The sequence below is a fragment of the Mycobacterium sp. GA-1841 genome (assembly GCF_001954135.1).
In the GTDB taxonomy this organism is placed as follows: domain Bacteria; phylum Actinomycetota; class Actinomycetes; order Mycobacteriales; family Mycobacteriaceae; genus Mycobacterium.
Map to the genome: position 1 here is coordinate 118,620 of NZ_MBEQ01000017.1, position 21,117 is coordinate 139,736.

19 protein-coding genes are annotated in these 21,117 nt (G+C 67.2%); 13 read left to right on the plus strand and 6 right to left on the minus strand.

Annotated features, from left to right (window positions below; translation table 11 throughout):
* The first annotated feature begins 82 nt into the window (after positions 1 to 82).
* The 6 genes from A5740_RS04955 to A5740_RS04980 all read left to right on the plus strand — a co-directional run bounded on the left by A5740_RS04955 (position 83) and on the right by A5740_RS04980 (position 6,895).
* Positions 83 to 1,381, plus strand: coding sequence for a CdaR family transcriptional regulator (locus A5740_RS04955; RefSeq protein WP_076191952.1), 1,299 nt, complete (start codon positions 83 to 85; stop codon positions 1,379 to 1,381).
* 161 nt (positions 1,382 to 1,542) lie between these two features.
* Complete coding sequence (locus tag A5740_RS04960) at positions 1,543 to 2,463, plus strand: ACP S-malonyltransferase (RefSeq protein ID WP_139334951.1); 921 nt, start codon at positions 1,543 to 1,545, stop codon at positions 2,461 to 2,463.
* 90 nt (positions 2,464 to 2,553) lie between these two features.
* Positions 2,554 to 2,850 carry a meromycolate extension acyl carrier protein AcpM gene (gene acpM, locus A5740_RS04965; protein WP_003884427.1) on the plus strand — a complete coding sequence of 99 codons (297 nt, stop codon included), beginning with the start codon at positions 2,554 to 2,556 and terminating at the stop codon, positions 2,848 to 2,850.
* The gene (gene kasA / locus A5740_RS04970) at positions 2,847 to 4,097 is read left to right on the plus strand and encodes a 3-oxoacyl-ACP synthase KasA (protein WP_076191955.1); all 1,251 of its coding nucleotides are present in this window, start codon (positions 2,847 to 2,849) and stop codon (positions 4,095 to 4,097) included. Before acpM ends, kasA begins: the two co-directional genes overlap by 4 nt.
* Before the next feature lie 77 nt (positions 4,098 to 4,174).
* Entirely contained in the window at positions 4,175 to 5,428 is a 1,254-nt protein-coding gene (kasB, locus tag A5740_RS04975; RefSeq protein ID WP_076191957.1) for a 3-oxoacyl-ACP synthase KasB, read from the plus strand.
* 45 nt (positions 5,429 to 5,473) lie between these two features.
* Complete coding sequence (locus A5740_RS04980) at positions 5,474 to 6,895, plus strand: acyl-CoA carboxylase subunit beta (protein WP_076191959.1); 1,422 nt, start codon at positions 5,474 to 5,476, stop codon at positions 6,893 to 6,895.
* An 86-nt stretch (positions 6,896 to 6,981) separates the two neighbouring features.
* Here A5740_RS04980 and A5740_RS04985 read toward each other — a convergent pair whose 3' ends face one another.
* Positions 6,982 to 8,529 (minus strand): glycerol-3-phosphate dehydrogenase/oxidase, encoded by a 1,548-nt coding sequence (locus A5740_RS04985; protein WP_076191960.1) that lies wholly within the window; start codon positions 8,527 to 8,529, stop codon positions 6,982 to 6,984.
* Positions 8,526 to 9,113, minus strand: coding sequence for a TetR/AcrR family transcriptional regulator (locus A5740_RS04990; protein WP_076191962.1), 588 nt, complete (start codon positions 9,111 to 9,113; stop codon positions 8,526 to 8,528). The genes A5740_RS04985 and A5740_RS04990 overlap by 4 nt, the downstream gene beginning before the upstream one ends.
* 50 nt (positions 9,114 to 9,163) lie before the next feature.
* Here A5740_RS04990 and A5740_RS04995 point away from each other — a divergent pair, with 50 nt between their 5' ends.
* From A5740_RS04995 to A5740_RS05010, 4 genes are all read left to right on the plus strand, one after another.
* On the plus strand, positions 9,164 to 10,744 hold the full coding sequence (locus tag A5740_RS04995; RefSeq protein ID WP_076192244.1) for an FAD-binding oxidoreductase: 1,581 nt from the start codon (positions 9,164 to 9,166) through the stop codon (positions 10,742 to 10,744).
* Positions 10,741 to 11,643, plus strand: a complete 903-nt coding sequence (locus A5740_RS05000) for a diacylglycerol kinase (RefSeq protein ID WP_076191964.1) — start codon at positions 10,741 to 10,743, stop codon at positions 11,641 to 11,643. Before A5740_RS04995 ends, A5740_RS05000 begins: the two co-directional genes overlap by 4 nt.
* Before the next feature lie 148 nt (positions 11,644 to 11,791).
* Positions 11,792 to 14,053 (plus strand): DUF4185 domain-containing protein, encoded by a 2,262-nt coding sequence (locus A5740_RS05005; RefSeq protein WP_076191965.1) that lies wholly within the window; start codon positions 11,792 to 11,794, stop codon positions 14,051 to 14,053.
* A gap of 3 nt (positions 14,054 to 14,056) precedes the next feature.
* Positions 14,057 to 14,581: a hypothetical protein gene (locus A5740_RS05010; protein ID WP_076191967.1), complete on the plus strand. Its 525-nt coding sequence runs from the start codon at positions 14,057 to 14,059 to the stop codon at positions 14,579 to 14,581.
* A 4-nt stretch (positions 14,582 to 14,585) separates the two neighbouring features.
* On the opposite strand, the gene A5740_RS05015 is transcribed toward A5740_RS05010, so the two are convergent.
* The 3 genes from A5740_RS05015 to A5740_RS05025 all read right to left on the minus strand — a co-directional run bounded on the left by A5740_RS05015 (position 14,586) and on the right by A5740_RS05025 (position 17,018).
* On the minus strand, positions 14,586 to 15,098 hold the full coding sequence (locus A5740_RS05015; protein WP_076191968.1) for a DUF3145 domain-containing protein: 513 nt from the start codon (positions 15,096 to 15,098) through the stop codon (positions 14,586 to 14,588).
* A 115-nt stretch (positions 15,099 to 15,213) separates the two neighbouring features.
* Complete coding sequence (locus A5740_RS05020; RefSeq protein WP_076191970.1) at positions 15,214 to 16,047, minus strand: serine hydrolase; 834 nt, start codon at positions 16,045 to 16,047, stop codon at positions 15,214 to 15,216.
* Between the two features lie 11 nt (positions 16,048 to 16,058).
* Positions 16,059 to 17,018 (minus strand): chemotaxis protein CheY, encoded by a 960-nt coding sequence (locus A5740_RS05025; RefSeq protein ID WP_254849072.1) that lies wholly within the window; start codon positions 17,016 to 17,018, stop codon positions 16,059 to 16,061.
* Between the two features lie 27 nt (positions 17,019 to 17,045).
* Here A5740_RS05025 and A5740_RS05030 point away from each other — a divergent pair, with 27 nt between their 5' ends.
* The 3 genes from A5740_RS05030 (at position 17,046) to A5740_RS05040 (ending at position 20,199) form a co-directional block, all read left to right on the plus strand.
* Positions 17,046 to 18,134, plus strand: a complete 1,089-nt coding sequence (locus A5740_RS05030) for an S-(hydroxymethyl)mycothiol dehydrogenase (RefSeq protein ID WP_076191972.1) — start codon at positions 17,046 to 17,048, stop codon at positions 18,132 to 18,134.
* The gene (locus tag A5740_RS05035) at positions 18,131 to 18,760 is read left to right on the plus strand and encodes an MBL fold metallo-hydrolase (protein WP_076191973.1); all 630 of its coding nucleotides are present in this window, start codon (positions 18,131 to 18,133) and stop codon (positions 18,758 to 18,760) included. The genes A5740_RS05030 and A5740_RS05035 overlap by 4 nt, the downstream gene beginning before the upstream one ends.
* A gap of 65 nt (positions 18,761 to 18,825) precedes the next feature.
* On the plus strand, positions 18,826 to 20,199 hold the full coding sequence (locus A5740_RS05040; RefSeq protein WP_076191975.1) for a styrene monooxygenase/indole monooxygenase family protein: 1,374 nt from the start codon (positions 18,826 to 18,828) through the stop codon (positions 20,197 to 20,199).
* 18 nt (positions 20,200 to 20,217) lie between these two features.
* Here the strand turns inward: A5740_RS05040 and A5740_RS05045 are convergent, their stop codons facing one another.
* Positions 20,218 to 20,982, minus strand: a complete 765-nt coding sequence (locus A5740_RS05045; RefSeq protein ID WP_076191977.1) for an SHOCT domain-containing protein — start codon at positions 20,980 to 20,982, stop codon at positions 20,218 to 20,220.
* Between the last annotated feature and the right edge of the window lie 135 nt (positions 20,983 to 21,117).

Here is a 21,117-nt window from a genome sequence, read left to right on the forward strand (position 1 = left end):
CTTCCTTCGGCCTTCCCCGCGCGGCGTTCCCCGCGCGGGAAGGTTGGAGGAATCCACCAGAAAGGTGGCGTAGCTTTTAGGGGTGCCCGACAACAATCGGTTCGTCCCGCCCAAGTCGACCGTCGAGGTCCTCGAGAGCGTGCCCGACTCGGTGTTGCGCCGGCTCAAGCAGTATTCCGGCCGGCTGGCCACCGAGGCGGTGCACGCCATGGCCGAGCGGCTGGACTTCTTCTCCGATCTCGACGCATCGCAGCGGGCCAGCGTGCAGTTGGTGGTCCAGACGGCCGTCGTCAACTTCGTCGAATGGATGCGTGACCCGACCAGCGACGTCAGCTACACCGCGCAGGCGTTCGAGGTGGTGCCTCACGATCTGCGGCGTCGCATCGCGCTGCGACAGTCGGTCGAGATGGTCCGCACGTCGATGGAGTTCTTCGAAGAGGTGGTGCCGCTGCTGGCCCGCTCCGAGGAGCATCTCAACGCCCTGACCGCGGGAATCTTGCGATACAGCCGGGATCTGGCCTTCGCCGCGGCCAGCGCCTACGCCGATCAGGCCGAGGCGCGCGGGGCCTGGGACCTGCGGATGGAGGCCAACGTGGTCGACGCGGTGGTCCGCGGCGACACCGGACCGGAACTGCAGTCCCAGGCCGCGGCTCTGAAGTGGGACGCCACCGCACCAGCCACGGTGATTGTCGGGCTGCCGCGGCCGGATCGGTTGGATCTGGCTCGTGACGACATCCACGACGTCGTCAAACGCAACGACCGGGCCGCGTTGTCCGATGTGCACGGCACGTGGCTGGTGACGATCGTGTCCGGCCCGTTGTCGGCAACCGACCGGTTTCTGGCCGACCTGCTGACCGTGTTCGCCGACGGCCCGGTGGTGATCGGCCCGACGTCACCGACGCTGACGGCCGCCCATCGCAGCGCCACCGAGGCGATCGCCGGGATGAACGCGGTGGCCGGATGGCCGGGTGCACCTCGACCGGTGTCCGCGCGCGAGTTGCTTCCCGAACGGGCCCTGCTGGGTGATGCGACGGCAATCGCGGCCTTGGAGACCGAGGTCATGCGCCCGTTGGCCGACGCCGGTCCGGCCCTGACCGAAACCCTCGACGCCTTCCTGGATTCCGGCGGCGCCATAGAAGCTTGCGCTCGCAAATTGTTCGTTCATCCAAACACGGTCCGCTACCGGCTGAAGCGCATCGGCGACTTCACCGGGCGCGATCCGGCGCTTCCCCGCGACGCCTATGTGCTGCGGGTCGCCTCGACGGTGGGCCGACTGAGTAAACAGGCATACCAGTCGAGCACGCCAAACGGGGCGCCCGTCATAGTGCCGGCCATTCGCCCGGCGCATACCGGCACTCAACGGGCGTTGAACACGCGATGAGCGGCAAATCGGTCACTGTGACATATTTCGCTGCGGTGTAGGTAACGTCGCATCACATGCACTTTTGTGGGGAACCTACAAAAACATAAGACAAGGTTCATAATCTCTTACACCCCACAAAACCGTCTTCACAGTGTTCTCTTAATGACGTGCCTCAACCCGTGCTCGCATTGCTCGCCCCTGGACAGGGGTCGCAGACGCCCGGAATGCTCACCGCTTGGCTGGAGCTCCCGGGCGCGGCCGATCGTCTGGCCACCTGGTCGCAGATCAGTGGCCTGGATCTGGTGCGCCTGGGCACCACTGCCACCGCCGAGGAGATCACCGATACCGCGGTCACGCAGCCGCTGGTGGTCGCTGCCACGCTGCTGGCCTATGAGGAACTGACCAAGCGCGGCGTGCCGCAGACCGCCGAAACCCTCGTCGCGGGCCATTCCGTCGGCGAGATCGCCGCCTACGCCATCGCCGGCGTCATCTCGTCCGACGATGCGGTCAAGCTGGCCGCCACCCGTGGCGCCGAGATGGCCAAGGCCTGCGCCGTCGAGCCGACCGGCATGTCGGCAGTGCTCGGTGGCGACGAGGCCGAAGTGTTGGAAGCGCTGGCTCGTCTCGACCTGGTTCCGGCCAACCGCAACGCCGCCGGTCAGATCGTGGCCGCCGGCGCGATCGCCGCGCTGGAGAAGCTCGCCGAGGATCCGCCGGCCAAGGCTCGGGTCCGTCAGTTGGCGACCGCGGGCGCATTCCACACCCATTACATGGCTTCCGCGCTGGACGGATATGCCGCCGCTGCGGAGTCTGTAACGACGTCTGAGCCCATCGCGACACTGCTGTCGAACGCAGACGGACAGCCGGTCACCTCTGCTGCCGATGCGATGGAGAAGCTGGTGTCCCAGCTGACCAACCCGGTGCGCTGGGATCTGTGCACCGCGACCGTGCGGGACCGCTTCCAGAATGCGGAGCGGGCCGGGATCGTCGAATTCCCGCCGGCAGGCACCCTCGTCGGCATCGCCAAACGTGAACTGAAGGGCACGCCGACCCGCGCGGTCAAGTCCCCTGCCGACCTGGACGGCTTGGACGAGCTGTAAGTCCAGCAACAACCGAATAGCGACACAACCGAACGTCCCGAATTGTCCTCCGCACCCGGAGGGCGCTTTCAACAACAAGAAGGAGCCATCGTGGCCGCCAGTCAAGAAGAAATCATCGCCGGTCTCGCCGAGATCATCGAAGAGGTCACCGGCATCGAGCCGTCTGAGGTGACCCCGGAGAAGTCGTTCGTCGACGACCTGGACATCGACTCGCTGTCGATGGTGGAGATCGCCGTGCAGACCGAGGACAAGTACGGCGTGAAGATCCCCGACGAGGATCTGGCCGGCCTGCGCACCGTCGGTGACGTCGTCTCCTACATCCAGAAGCTCGAGGAAGAGAACCCCGAGGCTGCTGCCGCCCTGCGCGAGAAGTTTGGCTCGGAATGAGCAGACCTTCCACTGCTAACGGAGGCTTCCCGAACGTCGTGGTGACCGCCGTGGAGGCAACCACGGCGCTCGCTGCTGACATCGAGAGCACGTGGAAGGGCCTCCAGGCCGGAGAAAGCGGCATCCGTGAGTTGACCGACGACTTCGTCACGAAGTGGGACCTTCCGGTGCGTATCGGTGGTCACCTGGTCGACGACATCGACGGCCACCTGACCCGCATCGAGCTGCGCCGCAATTCCTACGTGCAGCGCATGTCACTGGTGCTGGCCAGGCGGCTGTGGAAGAACGCGGGCGCCCCCGAGGTCGACCCCGACCGGTTCTCCGTCGTGATCGGCACCGGTCTCGGTGGCGGCGAGAAGATCGTCGAGACCTACGACGCCATGAACGAGGGCGGCATCCGCAAGGTCAGCCCGCTCGCCGTCCAGATGATCATGCCCAACGGCGCGGCCGCGGTCGCCGGTCTTGAGCTCGGCGCCCGCGCCGGGGTCATCACGCCGGTGTCGGCGTGTTCGTCGGGATCTGAAGCCATCGCCCACGGCTGGCGGCAGATCGTGATGGGTGACGCGGACTTCGCCGTTGTCGGTGGCGTGGAAGGCGGTATCGAGGCGCTGCCGATCGCGGCGTTCTCGATGATGCGTGCCATGTCGACCCGCAACGACGATCCCGCGGGTGCCTCCCGGCCGTTCGACAAGGATCGCGACGGATTCGTGTTCGGTGAAGCCGGCGCGATGATGATCATCGAGACCGAGGAGCATGCCTTGGCCCGTGGCGCCAAGCCGCTGGCTCGGTTGATGGGTGCCGGTATCACCTCGGACGCGTTCCACATGGTGGCTCCGGCCGACAACGGCGTCCGCGCCGGTGCGGCCATGAAGCGCGCGCTGGAGACCGCCGGCCTGGATGCCAAGGACATCGACCACGTCAATGCCCACGGCACGGCCACCCCGATCGGTGACACCGCCGAAGCCAATGCCATCCGGGTTGCCGGATGTCAGAACGCTGCGGTGTACGCACCGAAGTCGGCTCTGGGTCACTCGATCGGTGCGGTCGGTGCGCTGGAGTCGGTGCTGACGGTGCTCGCGTTGCGGGACGGGGTCATCCCCCCGACCCTGAACTACGAGACGCCGGATCCGGAAATCGATCTCGATGTGGTTTCGGGCGAGCCTCGTTATGGCGACTACAAGTACGCCATCAACAACTCGTTCGGTTTCGGTGGCCACAATGTGGCCCTGGCCTTCGGCAAATACTGAGGTCCGGCACACCGGCGCCACAGGTAGTTCCGGAAACTAAACACCGAGGGAAAGCACGGAAGGAAAACTCCGTAAATATGGCGGGATTGTCCACTGGGAATGGTCTTCCCAACGTGGTTGTCACCGGCGTAGCCATGTCAACGGCGCTGGCAACTGATGCTGAGAGCACCTGGAAGAAGCTGCTCGACGGGCAGAGCGGAATCCGGAAACTGACCGATCCTTTCGTCGAGGAGTATGACCTGCCGGTGCGAATCGGCGGTCATCTCCTCGAGGAGTTCGATTCGGAGCTCACGCGGGTCGAACTGCGCCGCTTGTCCTATCTCCAGAAGATGGCGACCGTCATCGGTCGCCGGGTCTGGGACAACGCCGGGTCACCTGAGGTCGACGCGCGTCGCCTCGCGGTGTCGATAGGCACGGGCATGGGCTCCTCCGAGGAGCTCGTGTTCGCCTACGACGGCATGCGGACCAAGGGCCTGCGCGCGGTGTCGCCGCTGGTGGTGCAGATGTACATGCCCAACGGCGCGGCGGCAGCAGTCGGCCTGGATCGCAAGGCCAAAGCCGGTGTGTCGACGTCGATCTCGGCTTGCGCCTCCGGTTCGGAAGCCATTGCCAACGCGTGGCGCACCATCGTCCTCGGCGAAGCCGACGTCGCCATCTGTGGTGGCGTGGAGACCAAGATCGAGGCGGTGCCGATCGCGGGCTTCGCCCAGATGCGCATCGTGCTGTCCAACAGCAACGACGATCCCGAAGGCGCGTGCAAGCCGTTCGACAAGGACCGCAACGGTTTTGTGTTCGGCGAGGCGGGTGCGCTCATGGTCATCGAGACCGAAGAGCACGCCAAGGCCCGTGGCGCCAACATCCTGGGCCGCATCATGGGGGCCAGCGTGACGTCGGACGGCTACCACATCGTGGCGCCCGATCCCAACGGTGAGCAGGCCGGTTACGCCATGACCCGCGCCATCCAGTTGGCAGGCCTGCAGCCCACTGATATCGACCACGTCAACGCGCATGCCACCGGCACCAACGTCGGCGATGTGGCCGAGGGCAAGGCGATCAACAACGCGATGCACGGTCACAAGCCGGCGGTGTACGCCCCCAAGGCGGCACTGGGCCACTCGGTCGGCGCGGTGGGAGCGGTCGAGTCGATACTGACCGTTCTCGCGCTACGCGACGGCGTCATCCCGCCGACGCGCAACCTGCACAACCTCGACCCGGAGATCGATCTGGACGTCGTGGCCGGGGAGCCGCGGCAGGGTGACTTCAAGTACGCGATCAACAATTCGTTCGGATTCGGTGGGCACAACGTCGCGCTCGCCTTCGGAAAGTACTGAGACTCCAACTACGGCGACCCGGCGCTTTCCATTAAGGAGACCTACATGACGATCATGGCCCCCGAAACGGCTGCCGAATCACTCGACCCGCGTGATCCGCTGCTCCGTCTGAAGACGTTCTTCGACGACGGCAGCGTGGAGCTGCTGCACGAGCGGGACCGCTCGGGCGTGCTGGCCGCGGCCGGCACCGTCAACGGCGTTCGTACGGTGGCGTTCTGCACCGACGGCACCGTGATGGGCGGGGCCATGGGCATCGAGGGCTGTGCCCATATCGTCGACGCCTACGACACCGCGATCGAGGAGCAGAGCCCGATCGTCGGCATCTGGCACTCGGGCGGCGCCCGGCTGGCCGAAGGCGTCAAGGCTTTGCACGCCGTCGGTTTGGTCTTCGAGGCGATGATCCGGGCGTCGGGTTACATCCCGCAGATCTCGGTGGTCGTCGGCTTCGCGGCCGGTGGCGCGGCCTATGGCCCGGCGCTGACCGACGTGATCATCATGGCCCCCGACAGCAAGGTCTTCGTCACCGGTCCGGACGTCGTGCGCAGCGTGACCGGTGAGGACGTCGACATGGTGTCGCTCGGCGGCCCCGACGCCCACCACAAGAAGTCCGGTGTGTGCCACATCGTCGCCGACGACGAGCTCGACGCCTACGAGCGCGGCCGCCGTCTGGTCGGATTGTTCAGCCAGCAGGGCCATTTCGATCGCAGCAAGGCCGAGGCTGGCGACACCGACCTGGCCGCACTGATGCCCGAGTCGGCTCGCCGCGCCTACGACGTGCATCCGATCGTCGAGGCGCTGCTCGACGAGGGGGTGCCCTTCGAGGAATTCCAGGGCAAGTGGGCCCCGTCGATCGTGGTCGGCCTGGGCCGGCTGGCCGGTCGCACGGTCGGCGTGATCGCCAACAACCCGCTGCGCCTGGGCGGCTGCCTGAACTCCGAAAGCGCTGAGAAGTCCGCGCGTTTCGTGCGACTGTGCGACGCGTTCGGCATCCCGCTGGTGGTCGTCGTCGACGTCCCCGGCTACCTGCCCGGCGTGGACCAGGAGTGGGGCGGGGTGGTGCGTCGCGGTGCCAAGCTGCTGCACGCGTTCGGTGAGTCCTCGGTCCCCCGCGTCACCCTGGTGACCCGCAAGATCTACGGCGGCGCCTACATCGCGATGAACTCGCGATCGCTGAACGCCACCAAGGTGTTCGCCTGGCCGGACGCCGAGGTCGCCGTGATGGGCGCCAAGGCTGCCGTCGGCATCCTGCACAAGCGCAAGCTGGCTGCGGCTCCCGATCACGAGCGTGAGGCGCTGCACGAGGAGCTGGCCATCGAACACGAGCGGATCGCCGGCGGTGTGGATTCCGCGATCGAGATCGGCGTGGTCGACGAGAAGATCGACCCGGCCCACACCCGCAGCAAGCTGACGCAGGCTCTGGCCGAGGCCCCGCACCGGCGCGGCCGCCACAAGAACATCCCGCTGTAACTCTCCAGCCGGCCCCAGCTTCTGCGAATGGCCAGTTGTTGCACGCTTCCCACGAAAACCGTGCAATAACTGGCCATTCGGTGTATCTACCCAACTTTTCCGAACTCGGCGATCATCTCCGCGGCGGCATCAGCGGCCCGAGCCCGGTCGGCGGCCACGAGTCCGATGCGGGTGCGCCGATCGAGAATGTCGTCGACGGTGAGCGCGCCTTCGTGCGTGACGGCATATTCGAATTCGGCACGAATCACGTCGATTCCGTCGGCCACCGGTTCGGTGGGGCGCATGCAGCGGGCCTGGGCGATCACGTTGGGCGCCTCGGCGCCATACCGGGCCACCAGTGAGGACGGCAGGGCATGCGCCGAGCGCAACGTGGAGACCGGATTGGCCGGCGCGCCCACCAACGGCAGGTTCGCCGTGCGGCAGGCGGCGGCGGACAGCCCACGAAGCGTCAGCGCCCGATCCACGACGTCCTCGGCCATGTACCGGTATTCGGTGAGCTTGCCTCCGATGATGCTGAGCACGCCGCTCGCCGACTCCACCACCGCATGCTCACGTGACACGTCGGCGGTACTGCCCGCCCCGGTGTCGATCAACGGCCGCAGACCGGCATAGCTGCCCCGGACATCGGCTGTGGTCAGCTCGGCGGCCAGCGCGGTGTTGACCGTGTCCAGCAGGAAGTCGATCTCTGCCGGAGTCGGTTGCGGCACATCGGGAATCGGTCCCGGCGCCTCCTCGTCGGTCAATCCCAGGTAGACCCGGCCCAGCTGCTCGGGCATCGCGAAGACGAATCGGTTCAACTCCCCCGGTATCGGGATGGTCAGTGCGGCAGTCGGATTGCCGAACGCCGCGGCGTCGAACACCAGATGCGTACCGCGGCTGGGGCGCAGGGTCAGCGCCGGGTCCAGGTCTCCGGCCCATACCCCGGTGGCGTTGATGACGACCCGGGCGGACGCGTCGAAGGATTCCCCGGTGAGTTCGTCGGTCAGATGGACCGAGGTGGCGTCCACCGCTCGGGCCGACACCCGGGTCAGGATGCGTGCCCCGTGCTGGGCAGCCGTGCGGGCGACGGCGGTGACCAGGCGGGCGTCGTCGATGAGCTGCCCGTCGTAGGCCAGGAAGCCGCCGTCGAGGCCCTCGGTACGCACGGTGGGTGCCAGTTCCACCGCGCGATGAGCGTCCACCCGTCGCGACCGCGGCAGGATCGATGCGCTCGTGCCCGCCAGCCGGCGCAGTCCGTCCCCGGCGATGAAACCGGTGCGCACCAACGCCCGAGATGCCCGCCCCATCGACGGCAGCAGCGGCACCAGTTGGGGCATGGCGTTGACCAGATGGGGGGCGTTGCGGGTCATCAGGATTCCGCGTTCGATCGCGCTGCGGCGGGCGATCCCGATGTTGCCGGTGGCCAGGTAGCGCAGGCCGCCGTGCACCAGCTTAGAGCTCCACCGGCTGGTGCCGAACGCCAGATCGTGTTTCTCCACCAGCGCGACACCGAGTCCCCGGCTGGCGGCGTCCAGCGCGATTCCTGCACCGGTGATGCCACCGCCGACAACGATCACGTCGACCCGCAGACCGTCGGCGAGCTCGGCCAATTCGGTTGCGCGTCTGACGCTGTCGAGTGCGGTAGGTGCGGTCACGGGGCCAGGTATCCGTTCAGGGCGTGGGCGAGTTCGGCAGCCAGCGCGTCGGCGTCGAGGATGGGTTCGACCATCTGCGCGGACTGGATGGCCGACTGGGTGATCAGCAGGCACATGGTGGCCAGTTGACGGGAATCACCGGACCGGACCCGGTTTTCGGCCATACCACCGTCCTGTGCGAGCTTGAGTTCGCCGGCCAAGGCATCGATCAGGATCTGCTGGCTGGTGCCCAGCCGCTCGGCGATGTAGACCATCGCCAGCTCGGGCGCGGAGTGCAGCACCGCCATGATCACCTCATCGTGGCGCAACCGGCCGGCCACGGTGACGATGCGGGCCACCAGCGCCGCGCGCCCCGCCCCCTCGCTTGCGGTCTCGTCGAGAACGCCGACGATCCGGGCGGTGAGCAGTGCGGCCAGGATCGACTGGGTATCGGGAAAACGCCGGTACACGGTCGGGCGGCTGACTCCGGCCCGACGGGCGATCTCGGCCAGTGTCACCCGGTCCACACCGAAGGCCAACACGCAGCTGGCGGCGGCATCCAAGATCTGGTCACTCAGCGATCTCTCGTTACTGATTGACATCATGTGTAATACTGTAACGCATGACTGGTCCGGCCGCTCGGTTGTTGCCTCCGATGAAATGGGACGCCTGGGGCGACCCGCAGTCCGCCAAGCCGCTCTCCGAGGGCATTCGGTCGCTGCTACAGCAGGCCCTGGGTATCGAGGCCGCGCCGGCCGCCGCGCTGCCGCGGGATCAGGTGCAATTACGACCGTCGGCGCTGTCCGACCACGATCTCCAGGCACTGTCCGACATCGTCGGCGCGCCACACTGCGGCACCGACCCGCTGTCGCGTCTGTTACACGCCGGCGGAAAGTCGACGTTGGATCTGTTGCGCCGCAAGGACTCCGGTATCCAGGATGCTCCGGACGCGGTGTTGCTCCCGGGGTCCGAGGACGAAATAGCCGAGGTGCTGCGTGTGTGCAGCGAACACCGGATCGCGGTGGTGCCGTTCGGCGGTGGGACCAGCGTGGTGGGCGGTCTCGATCCGCTGCGGGGCGATTTCGCCGCCGTGGTCGCCCTCGACCTGCGCCGGCTCGACGGGCTACACCGCCTCGACGAGGTGGCCGGTGAGGCCGAGCTCGGCGCCGGCGTCACCGGACCGCAGGCCGAGGCGCTGCTGGGTGCCCTGGGCTTCTCCCTCGGGCACTTTCCACAGAGCTTCCAGTTCGCCACGATCGGCGGGTTCGCCGCCACCCGATCCTCAGGCCAGGATTCGGCCGGTTACGGGCGCTTCGACGACATGGTCCGCGGCCTGCGCGCCGTCACCCCGGCCGGGATTCTCGATTTCGGCCGCGCCCCGGCCTCGGCGGCCGGACCGGATCTACGTCAACTGCTCATCGGCTCGGAAGGCGTGTTCGGCGTGATCACCCGGGTGCGCGTCCGGGTCCATCCGATCCCGGAGACGACGCGCTACGAGGCCTGGTCGTTCCCCGATTTCGGGACGGGAGCCGACGCACTGCGTGCGGTGACCCAGACCGGCACCGGGCCGACGGTGATCCGTTTGTCCGACGAGGCGGAGACCGGGGTGAACCTGGCCACCACGGAAAGCATTGGCGAACAGAGCATTACCGGCGGCTGCCTGGCCATCACGTTGTTCGAGGGCACGCCGGAACATACCCGGAGCAGGCATGAGGAGACGCGCGCCGTCCTGGAACAGCATGGGGGCATCTCCCTGGGTGAGACGGCGGCCCGCGACTGGGAGCACGGCCGTTTCAATGCGCCCTATCTACGCGACTCACTGCTGGCGGCGGGCGCCCTGTGCGAAACCCTGGAGACGGCCACCACGTGGTCCAATCTGGCTGCGCTCAAAGCCGCCGTCACCGAGGCGCTGACCACCTCGCTCGCCGAATCCGGCACGCCGGCCCTGGTGATGTGCCACATTTCGCATGTGTATCCCACGGGTGCCTCGCTGTACTTCACGGTCGTCGCCGCCCAGCGCGGCAACCCGATCGAGCAGTGGCGCAAGGCCAAGTCCGCGGCCTCCGCTGCGATGGTGGGTACCGGCGGGACCATCACCCACCACCACGCGGTGGGTGCCGATCACCGCCCGTGGATGCGCGACGAGATCGGTGACCTCGGTGTCGAGGTGCTGCGTGCGGTCAAGGCCACGCTGGATCCGGCCGGAATCCTCAACCCCGGCAAGCTGATTCCGTGAACAAGGTCACCGTCCTGACCAATCCGTTGTCGGGGCACGGCAATGCACCGCATGCGGCGGAGCGTGCCGTCGCGCAGTTTCAGCGCCGCGGTATCGACGTGTGCGAGATCGTCGGGACCGATGCCGCACATGCCCGCCGATTGGTCGACGATGCCCTCGACCGCGGCACCGATGCGCTGGTGGTCGTCGGTGGTGACGGCGTGATCTCGCTGGCGCTGCAGGCACTGGCCACCGGCGAGGTACCGCTGGGCATCGTGCCCGCCGGCACCGGCAACGACCACGCTCGCGAATATCGTTTGCCGACAGGTGATCCAGAGGCAGCGGCCGACATCGTGGCCGACGGCCACACCGAGACCGTGGACCTCGGCCGCATCGTGGACGCCTCGGGGGCGGTCAAATGGTTCGGCACGGTGATGGCCGCCGGGTTCGATTCCCTGGTCAGCGATCGGACCAACCGGATGCGCTGGCCACATGGCCGGATGCGTTACAACGTCGCGATGCTCGCGGAGATGTCGAAGTTGCGGCTGCTGCCGTTCCGGCTGACGTTCGACGACGGCCCGGTGTTGCGCACCGACCTCACCCTGGCCGCGTTCGGCAACACCCGCAGCTACGGCGGCGGCATGTTGATCTGCCCGGGCGCCGACCACACCGACGGGCTGCTGGACGTCACGATGATCACCTCGGCGTCGCGCACCAGGCTGATCCGCCTCTTCCCCACCGTGTTCAAGGGCACCCATATCCATCTCGACGAGGTGACCACCAAGCGGGCCCGGACGGTGCACGTCGAGTGCCCGGGTATCAACGCCTACGCCGACGGCGATTTCGCGGCCGCCCTTCCGGTGACGGTGTCGGCGGTTTCGAGCGCCCTCCAGATCCTGGTTCCCCGCGCGGCAGGCTGAACTCTTCGCTCATTAACGCAGCGGGCGACGGCTCCGGACCTGCGCAGCTCACAACGTCTTTCGCCCAGTCGGCGTGTTTGCCCGACACCGTGGACGGCGCACGGTAGGTTGCCTGTGGGCCGGGGTTGCGATTGAAACACGGAGCGTCATGGATTCAACCAAGTACATCGGCCGCGTCGGCGCGCTCGCAGTAGCACTCGGCATCGGTACCGCTTTGACGTCCGGGACCGGCATCGCCTGGGCGGACGAGACCGGGGGCAGCTCGAGCAAGGCCAGCTCCAGCAGCAGCGACAAGGCTGGAGCGTCATCAGGTGGCCGCGCCCACAGCTCCACAAACGCCAACGGCTCCAACGGCTCAGCGGGCTCAGCCAAGGTGAAGAAACCCGGCACGTCCACGACGCCGAGCCGTAAGGGACCGCTGTCCAAGCTTGCCGACCGCGTCCGCAAGGATGTCGAGTCCGGCCTGGACGATGTCGGAGACGCGTTGACGCGCACCAAAGGGCGACTCGATGACACACGTCCCCAACTGAGCGCCAAGGACACCAAGCCGACCCGCAACCGCACGACGGTGATCACCGGCAGGTCAGAATCCACGCCCCGGTCCACCCCGTCCACCCCCGAGGCCGCGACCCCGGCGCCCACGCAACGGGTGAATACCATCGTCGGGAAGATCAAGGAGTCGGCCGACCACGTCAACCGACGCCGCGACGACGTCGTCGGGGCGGTGCCTACTCCGGACACGTCCGTCGCCGACTCGGGCACGGTGCCGGTGAGCAGCATCGCGCCGATCAAGGTCGATACGCCCGCACCCGTCACACCGAAAATCACCGCACCGCCGGTGGTATCGGCATTGCTGAGCGTGGCAGGGCTGGCACCGTTCGGCGCGGGCACCAGCCCGACGGCGCCCGCGCAGTCCCCCGCCTTGTGGGCCATGGCGGCGTGGACCCGAAGGGAATTCGAGCGGACGGCGAACCCGGCCGGCGCCCGTGTGGTCTCGCCCAACGAAGCCGCATCGGTGGTGGCCGAGGGTGAGATCCAGCCGATGGCGGCGGTGAGTCCCCATGTCGCAGTGCAAACCGACGACCTGACGCCCAAACCGTCGGTACCCAAGTCGTTGACCGAATTCACCACGAAGCTCCGATCGGTCACCGGCGTCACCGAGACCGGTCACTGGTATGTCGCGGGCACTGATCTCGGGATCATGTGGAACAGCGGATACGTCGACCCGGATACCGGAAAAGCCATCATCTACACGTTGTTCGGTGACACCTACAGCCAGCCGGGGATGGCCGGCGACTGGCGCAACAACGTCCTTTTCCGCACCAGCGATTTCGATCTCAGCGATGGCCTGCAGTTCAGCGATGCGCTGATCCACGCCGGGGCGAGGCCGGGCGTCGCGGGCACACCGACGTGGTACGGCACGGATGGTGATCCGGCCGGGGCCGCGCAGATCATCTACGATCCGGGCGGCCTCAACGGCCTGTTCGGCACCACGTACACGATGATCCCGACGTCGGCGATCGCGATCGAAAACCCTGACGCCGAGGGCGGTTACACGCAGTACGCGACGGTCATGTCGGTGCGCACGTGGGACAACCCGGGCAGCTGGACCACCAACTACTCGGCCATCGCGTACTCCACTGACGGCGGAAAGACCTGGACCGTCGACAAGGACACCGTGCGGTCGTCGGGGTGGTTCCGCACGAGTACGGGCTACGTTCCCGGTGACGAGCACTTCCAGCAGAACGCGCTGGTGATGTCGGACGATCCTGACGACCCGTACGTCTACGTGTACGGGACGCCGTCGGGCCGGCAGGGCTCGGCATATGTGGCACGAGTCGAGAAGGACCAGATCGCCGATCTCGACGCCTACGAGTACTGGTCGGGTGAGGATTCCGCCGGTAACGGCCAGTGGGTCAACGGCGATCCGTCGGCGGCGATTCCCGTCTTCGGTTCCAGCAGCACCGATTTCCTGCCGACGCTGTACAAGGTCGCGGACTTCTTCACGTTGGGCTTGTTCACCAAGATCGCCAACGGCATCTGGGTCGGCGGCCTACCCACGGGCGGCAACGTCAGCGAGATGTCAGTGCAGTACAACGAGTATCTGGGCAAGTACGTCGTGCTCTACACCGACGGCGGCAACAATGTCGTGATGCGGGTGTCGGACTCACCACAAGGTCAGTGGTCGGACACCACCACGCTGGTGAGCAACAACCTGACGTCGAACACCGGCATGTATGCGCCGATGGTCCATCCGATGTCGGGCAGCGACTACTTCAACACCGTCGATGCCGACGGCAATGTGGTCGACAACTCCCAATACCTGTACTACAACCTGTCCTATTGGGGTGACTACAACGTTCGGCTGATGCAAACGGACCTGTCGTCGATGAAGACCATCTCGGTGTAGGCCATGCGTCGAGCGCCTGCGGTGAGTGTGGCGGCCGTCGTCGTGGCCACCGCACTCACCACAAGCGCCTGCGCCCACGCCGCTCCCGGACCCGCGCCGCCCGGCCCAGCCGAGACCACTGCGCCGCAACCGCAGACGTCGTGCACCGAGAGTTTCAGTGGGGCTTTGACACCGGCTGAGCCGGGGCAGACGGGCAACGATCGCCGGCTGTTGCTGTGCGATGGCGCGGTCTGGCAGGCATTCGATGGTCCCTACCCCTCGTCGGACCGCTGGCTGACCACCGGGCCGCCACTGATCCTGCATGGTCAGGGCCGACGGAACCCGGACGCCAAGGCAGGCACCTGGTTGGGAATGCCACAGACCGCCGAGGCCCGGTGTCGCGCCGAGGTCGTCGACGTTCTGGGAGCCGGTCGCACATCGGAACCCGAAACCGTCAGCGCCGAACCGGGCCAGTCGCTGACCTTTGCGGTCAGCGATCACATGTTCACGACGACGCTCAGCGGCTACTGCCTGTGGGCGCGTAGCTGAGGAGCTATCCGACGCCCCGGTTCAGCCAGGACACCTCGGCGCCGTCACCGCCGTTGCGGTAAGGCTCCAGCGATTCGTCCCAGGCGGTACCGAGCACGGTGTCCAGTTCGGCCGCCAACATGTCGGCGCCGCCGGCCATCAGGGCGCGCAGTCGCATCTCGCCGACCATCACGTCCCCGTTGGCACTCATCGCGCCGCTCCACAGCCCGAGTTGTGGGGTGTGGCACCAACGGTGGCCGTCCACGCCGGCGCTGGGATCTTCGGTCACCTCGAAGCGCAGCACAGACCAGGAGCGCAGGGCATTGGCCAGCTGCGCCCCGGTGCCGACGGGCCCGACCCAGTTGGTCACCGCGCGCAACTGGCCAGGCATGGCCGGTTGCGGGGTCCATTTCAGGTTCGCCCGCGCCGACAGGGTCGACGACAACGCCCACTCAACATGCGGGCAAACCGCCGCGGGTGAGGCGTGGACATACACCACGCCCGTCGCCGCGTCGGCGAACTGATTCGACGCACGCATCTGCTACTCCTTCGGCTCACGAGGGACGTCTTCCCCAACGACCTAGTGATTCCGATCGAGCATGCAGTTGTGTGTGCCGCGCGTGTCTATTGTGCCCTGTGAGGCTGGTGTTGCGCTAGTCTGTGCCGTTTTCTCTCAGCACACCATCAGATATGGCCGGCCACAGCGCGTAGGTCCAATCGCCGAAGTCACGGTCGGTGAGCACCACCAAGGCCAGGTCAACGGCCGGATCCACCCACAGGAACGTGCCCGACTGACCGAAATGCCCGAAGGTGCGCGGGGAGTTTGCCGACCCGGTCCAGTGCGGCGATTTGCCATTCCGCAGCTCGAAGCCGAGCCCCCAGTCGTTGGGACGTTGCGCCCCGAACCCCGGCAACACGCCGTCGAGTCCGGGAAACTGCACGGCCACCGACTCGGCGTGCAGTTGCTCCGAGACCAGCCTCGGCCGCAACAGTTCGACGGCAAACGCCGCCAGATCTGCAACGCTCGAGGCCACCCCGAACCCGGCCGCCTGCGCCCCGCCCGACAACTGCGACGCCGTCATGCGCAGCGGCTCGAACACCGCCTCGGTGAGATAGCTGCCGAACTCGATGCCCGCTGCCTCCTCGACGGCGCGGGCCAACAACTCGAAACCGTAATTGGAGTAGATGCGGCGCTGCCCCGGCCGGGCGAGCACGTCGGCCGAACGCATCGACACGCCAGATGCGTGCGCCAACAGATGACGAACGGTCGACCCGGGCGGGCCGGCTGGGGTGTCGAGTTCGACCGCGCCCTCCTCGACGGCGACCTGCACCGCACGGGCCACGAGCGGTTTGGTCACCGAGGCCAGGGTAAAGACCTTGCCGGTGTCGCCGTGGCTGGCCAGCATCCCAGATGGTCCCACCACTGCCGCAGCCGCCGAGCCGACGGGCCAGTCGTCAATGACCGAGAGGACATCTGTAGCGCTCATCGCGCGTAAATCTATCGGGCCCGCCCCAGATTCCGGGACAGCAGTTCCTCCACCATGCCCGCGGCGACCGCATCCACCTCGGCGACCAGGCGACGCAGTCCGACCACTCGCCGGACCAGTTCGTGGGGATCGGCATTCGTCGCTGTCGAGAGCCGGTGCACGTCACACACCGCGCGATAGGCGGACTGGGCGGATTCGGGTTCGGTGGCCTCACACCACCGCTGCATGGATTGCGTCCACGCCTCCGATCGCGCCCCGGCACCTCGACCCTGTGCGAGAGCCAATGCCCTCCGGTACACATCGCCGGCCCATTCCACCGGCACCGGATCGTCGAGCACCGGAAGAAGCACGTCGTCCAAGATCAGGTAGCCGCCCGGGTCACCGGCGGTCACAGCGGCCATACCGGTCAGCGCCCGCGCGAGCGTCTTGAGGGCGGCGTCGTCGAGTTTCTCCGCGATCTCCGCCAACTGGCGTGTCGCCGTGGAGAATTGCGTGGTGTCGCCCGCGTCGGCCGCGGCCACCGCAAGGAGGTAGGCCAGGTAGCCGTGAGCGGCGGTCTCCGGGAGACCGTCGAGCAGTAACCGCGCGCGTTGCGCCCAGCTGCCGGCCGGCGCCAGATGACCGCGGGACAGCCAGGCCAGGCCGAGTTCGGCGGCCTTCATCGCCGCCTGCACCGGGTCGGTACGCAGCAGCCGGGTGTGCACCTGCTCGTTGATCCGGACCGACTCGCGCCCATGCCCCTGACGCCACGCCGCCGAGGCGTACACGGCCAGATCATCGGTGTCGAGGCCTTGCACGCCGTCGACGCGGCTGAAGGATTCGTAACTGGTATGCCAGTCATTTCGCCGGTATGCCGACCGTGCAACCACCAGCAGTTGAGTTCGATCATCGACCACAACCCACGGTAACGCGGCGGCGCTCGGGCAGGCCGGAATTCGGTCCGCGGCGATACCCCGATACAAATTGGACACCTGTCCGGTTTGCATTAGGTTGTAGGCATGAGCCAGACGGTGCGTGGAGTGATTTCTCGGTCCAAAGGCCAGCCGGTCGAGCTGGTCGACATTGTCATCCCCGATCCGGGGCCCGGTGAGGTGGTGGTCGACATCATCGCCTGCGGGGTGTGCCATACCGATCTGACCTACCGCGAGGGTGGCATCAACGACGAGTACCCGTTCCTGCTGGGCCATGAGGCTGCGGGCACGGTCGAAGCCGTCGGCGAAGGCGTCACCAACGTCGAACCCGGGGACTTCGTCATCCTGAACTGGCGCGCGGTGTGCGGGCAGTGCCGCGCCTGCAAGCGGGGCCGTCCGCACCTGTGCTTCGACACCCACAACGCCGCCCAGAAGATGACCCTGACCGACGGCACCGAACTGACCCCCGCGCTGGGCATCGGCGCGTTCGCCGACAAGACCCTGGTGCACGAAGGACAGTGCACCAAGGTCGATTCGGCCGCTGATCCGGCGGTCGCCGGGCTGTTGGGCTGCGGGGTCATGGCCGGCATCGGTGCGGCGATCAACACCGGCGCGGTGACCCGTGACGACACGGTCGCGGTGATCGGCTGCGGCGGCGTGGGCGACGCCGCGATCGCCGGCGCCGCACTGGTCGGCGCCAAGAAGATCATCGCGGTCGACACCGACAACAAGAAACTGGATTGGGCCCGCGATTTCGGCGCCACCCACACCATCAACGCCCGGGAACTGGATGCGGTGGAGACCATTCAGGACCTCACCGACGGATTCGGTGCCGATGTGGTGATCGATGCGGTCGGGCGCCCCGAGACCTGGAAGCAGGCGTTCTACGCGCGCGATCTGGCCGGCACCGTGGTGCTCGTCGGCGTCCCGACTCCCGACATGAAGCTCGAGATGCCGTTGGTCGACTTCTTCTCCCGCGGCGGTTCGTTGAAGTCCTCCTGGTATGGCGACTGCCTGCCCGAGCGTGACTTCCCCACCCTGATCTCGCTGTACCTGCAGGGCCGGCTGCCGTTGGAGAAGTTCGTCTCTGAACGCATCGGCTTGGACGCCGTCGAGGAGGCGTTCCACAAGATGCACAACGGTGAGGTGCTGCGCTCGGTGGTGGTGCTGAAATGACCGCATCAAACATCACCCGAGTCGTCACCAGCGGCACCTTCGAACTCGACGGCGGCTCGTGGGACGTCGACAACAACATCTGGCTCGTCGGCGACGACAAAGATGTGATCGTGTTCGACGCCGCCCACACCGCGGCGCCGATCATCGACGCCGTGGGCGGTCGCAACGTCGTCGCGGTGGTGTGCACGCACGGGCACAATGACCACATCACTGTGGCGCCCGAGCTGGGCGAGGCACTGGACGCGCCGGTGCTGTTGCACCCGGCCGACGAGATGCTGTGGCGAATGACGCACCTCGACAAGGAGTTCCGCACCGTCGAGGAGGGCCAGGTGCTGCGCGCCGGCGGCATCGAGCTGCACGCACTGCACACGCCTGGGCACTCCCCCGGTTCGGTGTGCTGGTCGATCCCCGAACTCAGCGCGGTGATCTCCGGTGACACGCTGTTCCAGGGCGGGCCGGGCGCCACCGGACGGTCGTTCTCCGATTTCCCGACGATTCTGGAGTCCATCTCCAAACGGCTGGGCATGCTGCCCGGCGAGACGGTGGTCTACACCGGGCATGGGGACACCACCACGATCGGGGACGAGATCGTGCATTACGACGAGTGGGTCGCCCGCGGGCACTGATTCGATTGCGATCACGCTGAGCCAGTTCCTTAACACCGTGCCGACGCGTGCCGATAGTGGCAGCCATGACGACTTCGCATGGGCGTACCGCAGCGGTGATCGGCGCCGGGCAGACCGGTGTCACCGCCGCACTTGGGCTGCTGGACAACGGCTTTGACGTCACCCTCTACAGCAATCGGGACCAGCTCAGCCTGCGCAACGATGTCCCGGCCACCGGCACCGCGCTGATCTTCCGAGCGGCGCAGCGGGCCGAGGAGAGCCTTGGGCTCAACACTTATTTGGCCACAGCCCCGACATCGACCGGTGAGAGCGTCCGCGTGGTCGAGGGGTCGGGTCCCGACCGCACCGAGGAGATCGCGTTCGACGCCGCCTTCGACGGGTTCGTCGGCATCGCGGTGGACACCCGCCTCAAGGCCGATGACCGGCTCACGCTCTTCCAGCAGCGCGGCGGGCGGTTCGTCGTCGAAGCCGTCGATCCGCAGCGCCTCGACCGCATCGCCGCGGACTCCGACCTGACCCTGGTGGCCACCGGTCGCGACGGATTGTCGTCGCTGTTTCCGGTCGACCCGGCACGCTCTGCCTACGACCGGCCCCAACGCAGCCTGTTGACCGTCACCACGACCGGGTTGCCGCACAGCCCAGAGGCTTTCGCCCACCGTGGGCCCTCCGGTGGGCGCCACAGCGCCTTGACCGTGGTGACTGACCAGGGTGAAGCATGGTGGGGCGGCTACCTTCACAAAGACGCCGGCCCGACGTGGGCGTTCCTGGGCTGGGCCCGTCCGGGCAGCGACTGGGAACGCCGCTTCGCCGGCGCCGACAGCGCGCAGTCGGCGCTCGACATCGTCGCCGCCCTGCACCGCGATTACATCGACTGGGATCTTCCGGAGGTCAACGAGCTCACGATCATCGAGGACGATCCGCACTCGTGGTTGAAGGGGGCGGTCACCCAGGTGGTGCGCAGCGGCGTGGGCCGCACCGCCAACGGCCATCCCGTGGCGGCCCTCGGCGATACCGCGGTCTCCTATGATCCGATCGCCGGGCAGGGCGCGCAGGGTGGGTTGGTGCAGGCCGCTGCGTTGGTACGTCAGGCGGCCGGTCACGAGGGACCGTTCGACGAAGCCTGGCTGCGCGAGACGTTCGAGGAGTTCTACGCGGACCGGGCGCGCGCCGCGCAACTGGTGACCCGGTTGTTCCTGTCCGATCCGGAACTGGCCGAATACGGCAACCTGTTCTTCGCCGCGGCCCAGGGCAGCCCCCGCTTCGCCACCAAACTGTATGGTCTGCTGGATGATCCGCGGCCGGTCGAATCACTCACCTCCGAGGCCGCGGCCAGGCAATTGATCAGCGACTTCGCCGGTGAATCCGCCGACGCGCTGTTGGCGCGGTTCGTCCCGGCGGGCCCGTTTCAGCGGTCCGGTCTGCCCCGCCGGGCCGCGTGAGAGGACCGCTCGCGGGCCTCAGCTGTCCAGGATCCGGCGTTTCTCGGCCTCGAACTCCGCTTCGGTCAGCGCCCCGCTGTCACGTAGGGCGGTAATCGTTTTGAGTTGTTCGACCCTGATCGCCTGATCGTCGGGAACGTAGGTGGTCGAGGCCGGCCCGGGCGGGTAGGAACGGGCCGGCTCCGGCGGCGGCCAGGCCGCCACCGGGTCGCCGAACCCTTGCGGCGCCATCGGATAGGTGCGCTTACCAGAGCGCGTCGACCACACGATCGATGCGGCCAGTGCGCCGCCGGCCAACACCCCGAGGCCGACGAACGGCCACACCACCCAGTAGTACGGGCTGCTGTGACCGAAGACCAGTCGGGGCTGCTGAGATTCGAACACCGACGCGTTGGCGTTCACCCGGTACGCGCCGGCTTGCTTGATGTGCACGGTGAAGACTCGCACCGTGACCTCGCGGTTGCTTTTCGTCGAACTGCTCACCGTGTCGGTGATGAGCGGCCGCTCGACGCCTGCCGGTGGATCGATGCTCAGTTGGATCGGAGGCACCAGCACCCCCTTGCCGCCGACGGTGAGGGTGTTGGCGCGGTAGCTGATGTCCACGTCGCCGGCCGGAAGATCCAGACTGGCCGATCCGGGCAGGGAGACTTCGCCGTAGGCGACGGGATCGGCGATCACGAACGCGTTCACCATCAGCGATCCGACGCCGCCGAAGATCGCGACGGCAAGGGCGATGACCGACGCGATCATCGCGATCCGCGAGCCGCTGGGTCCGTTGCTCATCGCCGAAGTGTGCCACAGCCTCCGACGGCGGGTTACCGTCGGAGTATGCCTCGCAACGGCACCGACAACCTCGAGTCCGCCCGGCCGGCAGGCCGGTTGGTGCTGCGCAACTAGTCATGGCCAGACCGCGCCCAG